The following is a 12,862-nucleotide window of genomic DNA, read 5'->3' as shown; positions in this document are numbered from 1 at the left end:
CCTCAGAAGAGGTAGAACAGCGGGAAGATGAACACCCAGACGATGTCGACGAAGTGCCAGTAGAGGCCGAAGTACTCGATCGGCCGCTCGTCCTCTAAGTAGTGCCCCTGATACGCCCTGACGAACAGGAAGATGGCGATCACGAGGCCGATAACTACGTGGATCCCGTGGAGCCCCGTCGTCACGTAATAGATCGACGCCTGGATTGGGTCACCGTGGGCGTTCGCCGAAATCGTCACGCCCCGCTCGAAGATCTCTTTGTTCCACTCCCAGAGCTTGATACCCAGGAATGTGAACCCAAGCACTATCGTTGCGCCGAGTGACGCAAGCAGGCCCTGCCGGCTCTTCCGGCGAGCAGCGACCAGCGCCAAGATCACGGTGAACGATGAGGTGAGCAGCACGAACGTGTTGATCAGTCCCGGTAGTGGTTCGGCCAGTGGCTCCCACGTCATCCAGCCGGCGTTGTACCGGACGAAGATGGCCGCGGAGAGGAACGCGCCAAAGACGATCACGTCCGACGCGATGAAGAACCACATCCCCAGCTTGACTTTCTCGACACCTTCGAACGGCCACCGTTCGGCGAACTCGGTCGGTGGGGCATAGAAGTCCTCGAGGCTCCACTTCACCCCGGTCCAGACGAGTCCGACCAATCCGACAACGATGAGTATCGGGTATACCGGATTCGAGATCGTCACGCTCGTCGATGCGAGCGACTCGCCGACCTCGAAGACAACGTTATCGCGGAATCCGGTAAGCCCGAGGAACAACACACCAACTGCAAACGAGAGTGTGAGCGGCCATATGCTTGCGTGGCTCGGGTGCTTGTCCCAGTACGGGTACTCCTTGATGTGCTCGGAGTGGGTGTCACCACCGTCAGTCGCCCCGTTCCCGTTGGCGTCGGTCTTCACTGCCGGACCTCTGTCGGGCACATAATCCTTCACGAATTCGAGCTTGCCGGACGCGTAGGACGGCCGGTTTGGCCAGTTCTGGAGCGGCGGCGGTGAAGAGATGGCCCACTCGGCAGTCCGCGAGTAGTCCCACGGGTTGTCGCCGGCGGGCTCGCCGGAAACGTACGACTTCGCGAAGTTGTAGAACATGATGAAGAAGGAGAATCCGAGTACGAATGCACCGATCGTCCCGAACTGGTGATAGATCTGGAGTTCGGGGTTGTACTCGAAGACACGGCGCGGCGTCTCCCAGCCGAGGAACATCGAGAAGTAGACGGCGTTAAACCCGATGAAGAACAGCACGAAATGGATCTTCCCGAGGAGTTCATCGTACATCTTCCCGGTTATTTTCGGGAACCAGTAGTACGCAGCGCCGATCAGGGCTGTCGCCCCCCCGAACATCACGTAGTGGAAGTGCGCGACCACCCAGTAGGTGCCACGGAACTCGTAGTCGAGGACGATGGCGCCGAGGAACACTCCGGTGATGCCGCCGAGGATGAACAATAGTAGCGCCCCGAACGCGAAGAGGAACGGTGTCGTGAACTGTATTCGTCCCTTGATGAGCGTGTAGATCAGCGAGAACACGATCAGGTCGAAGGGTAAGGAGATCCCGATAGTGGTCGCCATCATCAGCGTCTTGATCTCCAGGTTGATCGTCGTCAGGAACATGTGATGCATCCATACGAGGAACGACTGGACGGAGACAAGACAGATGGCGATGATCACCCACTTCCGTCCGACGAGCCGGCGCCCTGAGAACGTCTGGAACAGCTCCAACATCGCACCGAGAGCCGGGAAGAAGACGATGTACACCTCCGGATGGCCGAAGAACCAGAACAGGTGGCCCCATAGCAGGGACCCGCCCTCTGTTGCGGAGAAGTACACCGACCCAAGCACGCGGTCGGACGCGAGGATGAGTCCCGCAGCGAGCAATGCAGCGAACGCGAACAGCATCATCCACACGGTCGCGAGGATGGTCCAGGTAAACATCGGCATATCCATGATCCCCATTCCTTCGGCACGCGAGTGATGAATAGACACGAGGAAATTCACCGACGAGGCGGTGACTCCGATGGTGAACATCGCGAGTGCCAGTATCGCTCCCGTTGAGCCGATACTCGGTGTGTACGCGGGTATGTTGAGCGGAGCGTATATCGTCCAGCCAGCGCTCAGCGTGCCGCCCTGGAAGAAGCTGATTGACAACAGTACGCCGGAGAACAGGTACATCCAATAGGAGAGCGCGTTAAGCCGTGGGAACGCAAGGTCGTCGGCACCGATCTGGAGCGGCACGAAGTAGTTTGCAAAGCCGAAGGCAAACGGGGAGAGGAACCAGAACACCATTATCAGTCCGTGGGCCGTGACGGCCTCGTTGTACGCGAGCCCAGACAGGATCTGATTCATCGGGTCCCAGAGCTGGACACGGATCAGCAGCGCAAGGACACCGCCGAACAGTAGGAAGAACAGGGCAGTAATCGTGTATAGGATGCCGATGTCCTTGTGGTTGGTCGTGACGAGCCATCGTTTGACGGAAGTCGTTGGCGGGAGTTCGCTCATGCGGGGGCACCTCGAATGACTGCGTTGTCAACGCTGGAGGCATTTCCGGCGCCAGCGCTGTCGACACTAGAAGTGTTTTCACCTTGGGTTCCAGCATACCATTCTTCCCACTCGTCTTGCGGGAGCACCGTGATTTGACCAGTCATCGCAGAGTGGCCCGCGCCGCAGAGTTCGAAGCACTCGACTCGGTAAGTTGCTTCGCCACCCTGTGCTTCAACGTCCTCGGAACTCACGGAGAACCAGGTACTACTGTACTCTCCGGGGATGGCGTCGGATTTTATCCGTAACTCCGACGAGCCGAAGTTGTGCCACACGTCGCGTGAAGTCACGTTGAGGTCGATCCGCTGATCGGCCGGAACGATCATCTCGCCCCTCGTGGAGTAACCGTTCGGATAGATGTACTCCCAACCGAACTGGTACCCCTCGACGGTGATTTCGATATTCCCCGCGTCGCTCGTGTCTGGACCCTCTTCGACGTAGAGGAGGAGTCCGTACGCGTACACGACAAGGCTGATGACGACGATCGCGCTCAATCCGAACGACAGGAAGAGCTTCTTCGCTTTCGGACCGCCCTGTCCGGTCGGGAGTTCACCGACGATCGGCGCGTCAAAGTCCTCCTTCGGTTCACTGCCGTCGTCGCGATATTTGAACACGTTCCACAGCGTGTACGCGACGACGATTGTGCCGACGAGCGTACCGAGCGCGAGGAAGACGAAGAAGATCTCGTCGAAGACCTCCGCCTGCGCGCGCCAGTCGCTCCCCTGTTGCAGGATAATTGGATCTATCATGTTTGCCTTTCGACTCTTGCGCGCCCCTTCACGAGGGTACACTTATTATTTTGTATCGTCCGGCTAGAATGGCCGCACCGAACTCTCGGACGAGACGTTACGGCGACGCCGACAGAGCAAGATTGTAACAGACGATTTGCGCAATCAGACACGCATCCGAAACCGAGACAGATACCCTTCCGTCGCGCGTTCGATATGACTGTATTCCAGCTCATGAACGACGTTCCAACTGTATCAACGACCACCATTTCGACGCGGTCGCCATCGACGAGAGCCTCCACGTGTCTCCTTCTCTCCCCCTCGGTTTTGCGCTCGTGGGATCTTCTGCAGTTGAGACTAATTCACTCGCTACATATGGACCAGAAATGGCCAGTGACTGTCTCACGTTGTCACAAAATTGTCTATTGTATTCCCAATCTATCTCTTTAGTGTCATTACAATAAGCAACATCCTTAGGATGGCTCCCGACACAGACGCAACAGAATGGATTTCGTCGAGAAGTACCAGAGTGTATTCGTTATTATTGCGATTCTGAGTGGGTTAGTGCTCGGTCAGATCGCTGGTGTTCCGCCGATTGCGGACTCACTCATTCTCCCGTTCTTGATGGTGATGCTGTTCGCCGCGTTCACCGGAATCCCACTCTCTCGCCTCCGGGCAGCGTTCGGAAATCGTCGTGTAGTCGGGTCTAGTCTTCTGGTCAATTTCATCTGGAGTCCGCTGTTAGCGGTGGCACTCGGCGCGGTTTTCCTTCGAGATCACCCTGCCCTGTGGGTCGGACTCATCATGCTGATGGTGACACCATGTACGGATTGGTATCTCATTTTCACCGATATTGCGGACGGAGATGTTCCGCTGGCTACCTCTATTCTCCCGTACAACCTCGTTCTCCAGTTGATACTGCTTCCACTCTACTTGTACGTCTTCGCGGGCGAACTGGTCGCGTTACCGATGGAGCTGCTGATCGAAAGCGTCGTTCTCGTACTCGTCGTCCCGCTTGTGGTTGGTGGACTTGCTCGGTGGGCATTGACCCGACAAAAGGGGACGCAGTGGTTCAAGCAGCACTTCCTGCCGAAATTGAGTCCGCTCCAGATTATTTTCCTCAGTCTCGCCATCGGCGCAATGTTCGCTTCGCAGGGGGAGCTAATCCTCGAAAACCCCGGATTACTTGCTCTTCTCGCGGTTCCCGTTCTCGTCTTCTATGCGATCAATCTCGGCATCGGGTTTGGCGTCGGACAAGTACTCTCGTTCTCCTACAAGGAGATGGTCTGTTTCAACAACACGATCCTCTCACGGAACTCACCGACGGCCCTCGCAATTGCCGTCGTCGCGTTCCCGAACGAGCCGCTCATCCCGCTCGCACTGGTTATTGGGCCGCTGTTGGAACTTCCGCTGTTAGGCTTCATTGCACAAATCCATTTGGCGATCCGAAACCGCGAGTGGTGGCCGTTTGATCCAGCAACGGTGTTTAGCAGAGACTGAATGAAGACTGGCAAGAATCATTACTCCCTGATCCTGAGCGGTCTGTGAATCATATGTCTTGACCACTCAGAGTGATCGGTCGATGTTGTGACTGAGACAAGCGATGGTGAGTTCACGGAACTGCTTCCACCATCGTCGTGAGCGGACGAACGCACCGTACTTCCGCTTGAGCGTAGAGTTGACTGTCTCGGATTGACTCCGCTGGCCATAGAGATCAGCATCTAAGCGCGCGTTCCATGCCTTATGGAGCGATGTGAACTCACGATGCTTGATCAGTGGACGAACCTCGTGTTGACGAGCAAGCCGCCTGATCTTCTGGTCGTCGTAGCCCTTGTCACCGAGCAGAATGTCGATATTCTCGGGATTGCGTTTGATCAGTGACGGCGCAACCTGGCTATCGTGTTTCCGGGTCGTCGTCACGTGTAAATCTAGGATTGCGTTCACCTTCGCATCGACCAGCAGCGTCACTTTGAGCTGCTGAATCGTGAGCTCGGCGCGTTTCGTGTAGTGTTTCGAAGCGTGACTGCGGTCGAACCCTGATGCATCAACTCCAACAACTCCGCTCGTCGGAAGTAGCGTCGCTGAGAGAGTCAATATGATACGCCATACGGTCATATCAAGTCGATTGAACGCCTTACAGAGCGTTGAAGGAGTAGGAAGTTCAGCTAATCCAAGAGCTCGACGGATGCGTGGCATCTCGATCAGTTCGTCAAGCAAGCCACGGTAGGTTGTGTTCTTTTGAACTTTGAGACACAACAGAACAACGTGTTGGGGAAGTGTATAGCGGTGTTTAGAAAATTTCGAGGAGTATCGGGAGACCGCTCGACGCGCCAGATGGATCGCCTTCTCAGCAAAACGGAGAATCTGCGACTTCGGGAGGGCCTTCATTTCGTCGAATTACAGGCTAAACATGTAACTCTTTGAGGATTTCAACAGAGCCGCGGCGCTGTATCCCCTCCTTACTCGCTCCCTTCGGTCGCTCGTTGAGGAAGGGGCCATTCGTCTTTAGTTAAGCCCAGTAGTAATACTTGAGTTTAAATTATGTCTAAGAGTATTAGATGTAGTAGAAATCACGGCTGAGATTCTGTTGTTGCTGATATCGAACGACAAGCAACCCTCAAAACCGCCATTTTCCACCTATTGCCGGCACGAACGTGTCGAATCTGGATCGAATATGAAGCTACTAAGTATTACTAAGAGTATTAACTAAAGACGAATGAGGAAGGGGCCTTAGCGCCTCAATTCAGGTAATCGTCGAGAATCCGCGACTGCTCGCTGTGATGGCGATTCCCGTGATCGCCTTTTACGTGATCAACCTCGGTGTCGGATTCGCTATTGGTCGTATGCTTGATTTCTCGTACGAGGAACTCGTGTGTTTCAACAACACTATCCTGTCGCGAAACTCACCGACTGCACTCGCGATCGCCGTCGTCGCGTTCCCGAATGAACCACTCATTCCGTTGGCGCTTGTGATCGGTCCGCTCTTGGAACTGCCCCTGTTGGGGATCATCGCTCAAGTACACATAGCGATCAGCGAGCGAGGGTGGTGGTCGCATATTTCCGAGGATGCTACGTAGGTGTGGATACGACTGATTGACACAGATCCACCACAGAGAGTATCAACAACCACATAAACACGACCCACTTACCGAATCATAAGCGACAGACACCCTATCATCCGAATACGTTCTATAAAAAACATGGTTCATAGTGTCCATTCAGACCGGTGTGCTCTCAGACAGACAGCATGAACCACTCCCACTAATATATGACTGAAAAATGTTATTTGTGTGGTCGAGAGATTCAGTCTTCCACGTTCGAGGCTGATGGTGAACGCTCGTTCTGTTCGAGCGGGTGCCACGATGTACACACGACGCTTGGGGCTCCCGATTCTCTCGATGTCACCCAGACCACAACTGAGAACAAGATTGATGAGGGAGACGACACTGTTCCTCCCGATCAGTATCGTTCTCGGACGTTCCTCCGGATTGACGGCATGTACTCCGCGACGTGTGAGGCGTATCTTGAATCTCTCGCTGAGAAACAAGAGGGAGTGATCAGTGCCGAGGCGAGTTACGTCACCGAGACGATCCGAGTTGAACACGACCCAGACACTGTTTCGAAGGAGTCGCTGCGTGATGTATTGAGTACCCTCGGGTATACGGCGTATCTCCGTGAGGATGCCTCGTCAGACGTGAGCGAAACCGGTGGGACGACGCGCCGAGCACGAGAGATGGGTGGAATTCGAAAGCGTCGAGACGACCAGCTGTTGGGAATGCGATACTCCGTCGGATTCCTCTTCGGTGCGTTTCTGTTGGTCCCGTACGTCGCAATTATCTATCCCGCTCACCTTGCGTCAATATTTGACTGGCAAGCGCTCGAAATATTCGAGGGTGCCTTCCGTCTAGATAGCGAGGGAGCGTTCGTCTTCCTCCGGCTGTATTTCGTGATGACCGGCATTATTCTCCTCTTCACCGGTCTCCCGGTGTTGCGCGGCGCATACCTCAGTCTCAAAATGCGACGCCCGAACACCGACCTGTTGGTCGCGATCACCGCGATCAGCGCGTACACGTACAGTACGGCCGCTGTCATCCTCGGACAAAACGACATTTTCTACGACCTCGCGATCGTCGTCACGGCCGCAGTCACCGCGATGGTGTTCTACGAGTCGTCGATCAAGCAGCGCGCCCTTGATCGCCTCACCGAACTCACGATATCACAAGTCGAGCGCGCACGAACGTATGACTCGGACGGGAAGACTGAGGAAGTTCGCGTGGAGGACCTCAATTCAGGGGATGTCGTGCTCGTTCGACAGGGTGAACGAGTCCCAGTAGACGGTGAACTGGTCGAAGACAGCTGTACCGTCGACGAAGCGATCGTCACTGGCGAGTCGCTTCCGGTGCTAAAACGCGCCGGCAACGAGATCATTGGTGGATCGATCGTCACGGACGGCGCGGCCTTGGTTCGTGTCGGCACGGACGTGACGAGCAGTATCGATCGGATAACCACAGCCGTGTGGGACCTCCAGAGCGCGACTCACGGCGTCCAACGCCACGCCGACCAACTCGCGTCGTACGCGGTACTTCTCGTTGTCGGAGCCGCCGTTGCGATCGGTGGTGCCAGTGTAATCGCGTTCGACATGAGCATCCCGGACGCGATCCTCCTCGCACTGCTGGTCCTCCTCGCCGGTTCGCCGTGGGCCCTCGGACTTGCGACGCCGCTCTCGGTCGCGAAGAGCCTCGCAAGTGCACTCCGTCGGGGGATCATTATCTTCGACGAGACGGTGTTCGAACGACTCCGAGACATCGATACCGTTGTTTTCGACAAGACGGGGACCCTCACGACCGGAGAGATGGAGGTGATCGAAGCGGACGCTCCTGCGGACCTCCTTGACGCCGTCGCAGCGCTCGAACAACGAGCATCACATCCCGCTGCAAACGCCATCACAACGGCTTTCGCCCACAGGAATGCGACCGACCAAGGCCTTGACGATCAATCGAACTCGGACAATAACGGTAATGAGACAGAGAAAACAGGCCAGATAAGCGAGTTCACGAATCACCAGTCCGGTATCGAAGGGGTGATCGATGGAACTCCGTATCTTGTCGGAAACCTCGATCTCTTCGCGGAACAGGGGTGGACCGTGGACGACGACATCCGGTCTCGTGTCGCCGACGCTCGGGGCTTCGGTCAGCTTTCGGTCGTCGTCGGTCGCGACGGGACAGCAGAGGGGCTGATCGTCGTGGGCGATGAGCCGCGGGACGGCTGGGACGACACCATCTCTCGGCTCGGAGCACGAGACACGGACATCGTCGTCTTGACCGGTGACGACGAGGAAGCGACGGACTTCTTCAAGCAGCACGAAGCCGTGACGCACGTCTTCGCGAAGGTTCCACCGGAAGGAAAGACGGCGACGATCCGGCGACTCAAATCAGACGGTCAGGTCGCGATGATCGGGGACGGTACCAACGACGCCCCGGCACTCGCAGCCGCCGACCTCGGTATTTCGTTGGGCGGCGGCACGGCGTTAGCTGCTGACGCCGCCGATATCGCTATCGTCGACAACGACATCCGCTCCGTCGAAACCGCCTTCGACCTAGCGGGTGCGGCTCGTCGTCGCGTGAAACAGAACAACCTCCTCGCGTTCTCCTACAACGGAATCGCTCTCTTGGCGTTGGCCGTCGGGTTCTTCAATCCGCTGTCAGCAGCGATCGCAGTCATTGCCGGCGGCGGTCTAGTCGCTGTGAACACCCGACGAAAGTTGCTTCAGTAGCATGTACGAGCCAAGACGAGAACAGAGTTGAGTCGCTCGGTTGAAATCCTCAGGAGTTGATAGATTTTTCGTGCTAAATTCAGAGGATGACGGCACCGTAGAAAGGTGTATTGATGAGTTACCTGAGTTTTCTATGTGACTTCAATTGAGGTGTCTAAAATAATATTTGTAAGTTATTTACATCAGAGTTTCGTTAAGTCAATAAATTGGGTAATAACGTGTTTAGAGAAAATACTGAACATGAGCAAGAGATGCTCTTTTCGCCTTTGAAAGACCTTTCAGGCAGGATACGAAAGAAACTGCAGAATCACTGGTCTACTCACTTCTGCGAACATGTTTTCACCCAAATTGATGAAACAAAGTTCGAACGGCTATACCACGACGGGTATAGCCGTCCGAACAAGCCAGTCAACGAGCTTGTCTCCTTGGAGATTATCTAACACCTGCCGGTATGTCCGACAAAGAGCTCGAACACGCCTACGTCTTCGACTTTCGCGTCAGGAACGTATTAGGAAAGGAGACACTCGGAGACAATATTTGTGAGAAGACACTCACCAATTTCCGCCGTCGGTTGATGGAATACGAAGAAGAGACCGGTCACGACCTGCTAAACGAGGTTTTCGAGAATCACCGTACCTACTTTCAGGGTGAATTTGAGATTGATGCGAGTACTCAACGGATGGATTCGACGTTCATTGAGGCCAACATCAAGCAACTGTCTCGTGTCGATCTCCTCGCTAAAGTGCTTCACAATTTCCTGTGCGATCTCCTTCGGGAGATCGCACAGGAACTTCCTGCTGGAATGACGAGTTCGCCGACATCGAGAACTTAGAGCTGTCCTATCATCTTGAACCGGGCGAAATTCCCGCAACGATGGAAACGCTCGCCGAGCATACTGCGTGGCTTGTTGATCGATTCGGAGACGAGGATGAATACGCCGGGTTGAACAGCTTCGCTCATCTACAGCGTGTCCTCGACGAACAATGCTATCGCATTCCTGATCTCGAAGACGATGACGATAATCAGGATTCTGCTGATCAGGGCCATCCCGGTGACGAGTCACCGGGCTGGCAGCCACTCCAAACGTACACCTCTTCAAGTGACTCTACAGAGACTGCCGAAGATGAACCCGACTCCGAGTCGTTAGAAAGAGACGCCGAAGACAGACACGATCACATCGGACTGGAAGAGTCCGACGAGATCGACAGCAGCTCACTGCAAAACCCTCACGACGACGAAGCGACGTATCGTTCCAAGGACGCGGAAGATTACTTCGGCTACAAGTCGAATATCGCTGAGACATGCGATGGTGAAAATCCGTTTCGTCTAATTACGGCGGTTCGAGTCGATACGAACAACACGGATGATGGAGACCTCTTGGCCGAAGACGCGAGGAATCTCGCCGAGGAAACGGGATTACGTGACCTGCTCGTAGATGGTGGGTACACGCACAAGGAAGTAGAAAAGTGCTGCCGTGATCAGGAGATCACGCAGCACTTCACAGGAATCACGGGTCAACGGCCTGCGGCGGAGAAGATGTCGCTTGCCGCCCCAGAGTGGGATGGGACGAGAATGGTTGCGTGTCCTGCCGGACACGAACCATTCGAGCAGAACCATTACGAGACCGGCCGTATCTCGGGGAAGATGGACAAGAAGTTCTGTGATGGCTGCCAGCACCAAGAGAACTGTTTCGTCGAGGAACAGCAAGAACACTATAGCTACGGGTTCAGGGAACGGCGGGTAGAAGTGGCTCAGCGACGGAGGCGGTTGGATGATCCAGCGGAACAGGAGTTCCTGAACTTACGTGCCGGAGTTGAGTCATTGATGAACGAGATGTATCACAAAGACGGTGAGAAAACGAAGTTCACGGGGAAAATCAAGGTGAAAAACGCCTCGATAGCGAAAGCAATGGGGAGAAACCTGAAGCGAGCCTCCAGATTCCTGGAATCGGAGGCGAAGCAAGAGAAATCGACAGGATAGCCGGGCAAGAAGTGTCGTTTGTCGCTGTCAGCTGGTCCCTGTGTGGTGACGGCTCCGTTTTGATGAGAGAATCACCGGTGATCGGGCCGGGGTGTTCTCGTCAGAACACCCCTTTCTACGGTGCCATCAGAGGATCTATGTAGCACTCGGCCAGTGTGATTTCACGGCGATAATTGTAAATCAGTTGATCATCAGATTTGCTTTCTTAAACACTTTGTTTGTCCAGCCACCATTCCTGATATGGAATTCGACTTCACGCGCTCGGTGATTCCACTTGCTGTGATCGTCGCCGTCGCAACAGTCGCGCTAACGGTTATGATGACCCCCTCGACGGTCTTCATGATGGTCCTCCCCTCAATGATCGTCTTCTCGGTCATCGCGTTCTTCTTCGGGATGAAGCACGGTGAGTTCCGCGCTAGTCCGTAGTGGTACAGCCCAGTCCGTGAGATTCACAGGGTCGAGATCCATGCTCGCCCTGCGTTGTCTCTATCCGATTGATATTGCTGATCAATACGCTCTTTATTTCAACAAGACCTCGGTGAACAATCACCGACAGAGGATATCAACAGATGTAGTTGAGTCTATCTAATCCGCACTAACCTCAAACACGTCTTTTCGGGTAGGTGTAGCGGAATCGATCGAATAGATGAGCGTCCCGGTGAATAGCGCGATGCTACCCAAGAGGAATATCGAGTTGAGCGGCGACGCCGAATCGACGAAGATCCAGTATATCGGCGCCGCAATCGTGGGACCCGCGGCGATTACTGCGACTTGGGAGACGAGCGGCCCACAGCATCCACACGTACACGCACCGACGACCGTCGCCGTCCCGGCGGTGCCCTGTGTCGCTCCTGCCTCACGATTGAGACGCCAAGAGTGAGCAACGGCGGCCGCATTCAGGCCCACGAGAACGCCAAGCGATCCGAGTACCAGTAGTACTCCCGGAGAGATAGCGATGAAGAACGGAACGTCCGGAAGGAGTATTTCGAGTGTGGGCCACCGTACGATCTGATACAGTACGGATAAGACGGCCACAGTTGTCTCTTCGGGGGCACCTTCCTCACTGAAGAACGACAGATACCCCGATGTCGCCATAAAAAAGATACTCACCATGGCTCCGATACCGAATCCGAACCGACGTGCTACCGGATCCTGAAGAATCACGGACAGCGTCGGGCCCACATCTTTCCAGAGAATATATCCAACGAGCAGTGGTGTTGCGAGGACAATCCCGTAACCTATCGGATTCGTGTAGCCGCTAAAACCCGGAAGTAGGTACGGATACAGTATCCATCCTCCAAGTATCATTCCGAGAACCATGTACCGGGGACATGTTGTCCAACGCACGACCCCGACGATGAAACTCACAACCACGACCGAAAGACCCGTTACGATCGCGAGCGGCTGATACCACGACCGGGGGAACGGCATCGAACTGGCCTGATACGTCGGGTCCGGGGCCAGCCCCTCGAACAGAATCGCTCCGGCGACAGTAATCCCGATGCCGACCGCAATCCCGTACAGAGCGGCTGTCGGAGAGATTCGCCCGCTTCGTTTGAGCAGTACGAGAGTACCGACTGACAGGACGCCGATCAGAACGATCGCCAGTCCGTGCGATTGCGAGAGGCCTGACGCTTCGGAGCCACCGTGAGCGGCCACGGTCGGGATCAGAGAGAGGAGGATAACCCCGACTGAAAACAGGATACATAAGCGGGAGAACCTTCGATGAGAGCCCTCTCTGTCACCGTCTGTATCCTGTTGGCGTCCTCTCGGAAGCATTACCCAAGTTTAGCGATCCGCATACAATTATCTGTCTCTTTCGGCCCTCACGAAATCGTTGA

At 55.2% G+C, this 12,862-nt stretch carries 9 protein-coding genes and 1 pseudogene; 6 read left to right on the top strand and 4 right to left on the bottom strand.

From position 1 onward, the window contains the following. Positions 1-2: 2 nt before the first annotated feature. Together FGM06_RS15865 and coxB are read right to left on the bottom strand one after the other, a co-directional pair. Positions 3-2,501 (bottom strand): cbb3-type cytochrome c oxidase subunit I, encoded by a 2,499-nt coding sequence (locus tag FGM06_RS15865; protein WP_144800188.1) that lies wholly within the window; start codon positions 2,499-2,501, stop codon positions 3-5. After that, positions 2,498-3,289 carry a cytochrome c oxidase subunit II gene (gene coxB / locus FGM06_RS15860; RefSeq protein WP_058365907.1) on the bottom strand — a complete coding sequence of 264 codons (792 nt, stop codon included), beginning with the start codon at positions 3,287-3,289 and terminating at the stop codon, positions 2,498-2,500. The genes FGM06_RS15865 and coxB overlap by 4 nt, the downstream gene beginning before the upstream one ends. 483 nt (positions 3,290-3,772) lie before the next feature. Between coxB and FGM06_RS15855 the strand changes: the two genes are divergently transcribed. Continuing rightward, complete coding sequence (locus tag FGM06_RS15855; RefSeq protein ID WP_144800187.1) at positions 3,773-4,768, top strand: arsenic resistance protein; 996 nt, start codon at positions 3,773-3,775, stop codon at positions 4,766-4,768. A 66-nt stretch (positions 4,769-4,834) separates the two neighbouring features. Here the strand turns inward: FGM06_RS15855 and FGM06_RS15850 are convergent, their stop codons facing one another. After that, entirely contained in the window at positions 4,835-5,656 is an 822-nt protein-coding gene (locus FGM06_RS15850) for an IS5 family transposase (protein ID WP_080508277.1), read from the bottom strand. A 356-nt stretch (positions 5,657-6,012) separates the two neighbouring features. Here FGM06_RS15850 and FGM06_RS15845 point away from each other — a divergent pair. The 5 genes and pseudogenes from FGM06_RS15845 to FGM06_RS15830 form a co-directional block, all read left to right on the top strand. Beyond that, positions 6,013-6,345, top strand: a pseudogene (locus tag FGM06_RS15845) (arsenic resistance protein); the annotation flags it as partial. A gap of 191 nt (positions 6,346-6,536) precedes the next feature. After that, positions 6,537-9,041, top strand: a complete 2,505-nt coding sequence (locus FGM06_RS15840; RefSeq protein ID WP_058365062.1) for a heavy metal translocating P-type ATPase — start codon at positions 6,537-6,539, stop codon at positions 9,039-9,041. A gap of 451 nt (positions 9,042-9,492) precedes the next feature. Further along, positions 9,493-9,873, top strand: coding sequence for a hypothetical protein (locus tag FGM06_RS16205; RefSeq protein ID WP_206664951.1), 381 nt, complete (start codon positions 9,493-9,495; stop codon positions 9,871-9,873). Positions 9,874-9,914: 41 nt separating this feature from the next. Then, positions 9,915-11,021: a transposase gene (locus FGM06_RS16200; protein WP_206664950.1), complete on the top strand. Its 1,107-nt coding sequence runs from the start codon at positions 9,915-9,917 to the stop codon at positions 11,019-11,021. A 240-nt stretch (positions 11,022-11,261) separates the two neighbouring features. Further along, positions 11,262-11,447 (top strand): DUF7333 family protein, encoded by a 186-nt coding sequence (locus tag FGM06_RS15830; protein ID WP_058365063.1) that lies wholly within the window; start codon positions 11,262-11,264, stop codon positions 11,445-11,447. A gap of 159 nt (positions 11,448-11,606) precedes the next feature. On the opposite strand, the gene FGM06_RS15825 is transcribed toward FGM06_RS15830, so the two are convergent. Continuing rightward, positions 11,607-12,800, bottom strand: a complete 1,194-nt coding sequence (locus tag FGM06_RS15825; RefSeq protein WP_241659220.1) for a hypothetical protein — start codon at positions 12,798-12,800, stop codon at positions 11,607-11,609. Positions 12,801-12,862: the final 62 nt, after the last annotated feature.

This window comes from Halorubrum depositum (genome assembly GCF_007671725.1).
Lineage (GTDB): Archaea > Halobacteriota > Halobacteria > Halobacteriales > Haloferacaceae > Halorubrum > Halorubrum depositum.
This window is presented reverse-complemented; position numbering and strand designations above follow the sequence as displayed.

What these genes read in the sequence shown, in the direction of transcription:
- FGM06_RS16205 (WP_206664951.1), top strand. Translation starts at nt 9,493, where the DNA reads ATGTCCGACAAAGAGCTCGAACACGCCTACGTCTTCGACTTTCGCGTC.
- FGM06_RS15825 (WP_241659220.1), bottom strand. Translation starts at nt 12,800, where the DNA reads ATGCTTCCGAGAGGACGCCAACAGGATACAGACGGTGACAGAGAGGGC.
- FGM06_RS15830 (WP_058365063.1), top strand. Translation starts at nt 11,262, where the DNA reads ATGGAATTCGACTTCACGCGCTCGGTGATTCCACTTGCTGTGATCGTC.
- FGM06_RS15865 (WP_144800188.1), bottom strand. Translation starts at nt 2,501, where the DNA reads ATGAGCGAACTCCCGCCAACGACTTCCGTCAAACGATGGCTCGTCACG.
- FGM06_RS16200 (WP_206664950.1), top strand. Translation starts at nt 9,915, where the DNA reads ATGGAAACGCTCGCCGAGCATACTGCGTGGCTTGTTGATCGATTCGGA.
- FGM06_RS15850 (WP_080508277.1), bottom strand. Translation starts at nt 5,656, where the DNA reads ATGAAGGCCCTCCCGAAGTCGCAGATTCTCCGTTTTGCTGAGAAGGCG.
- coxB (WP_058365907.1), bottom strand. Translation starts at nt 3,289, where the DNA reads ATGATAGATCCAATTATCCTGCAACAGGGGAGCGACTGGCGCGCGCAG.
- FGM06_RS15840 (WP_058365062.1), top strand. Translation starts at nt 6,537, where the DNA reads ATGACTGAAAAATGTTATTTGTGTGGTCGAGAGATTCAGTCTTCCACG.
- FGM06_RS15855 (WP_144800187.1), top strand. Translation starts at nt 3,773, where the DNA reads ATGGATTTCGTCGAGAAGTACCAGAGTGTATTCGTTATTATTGCGATT.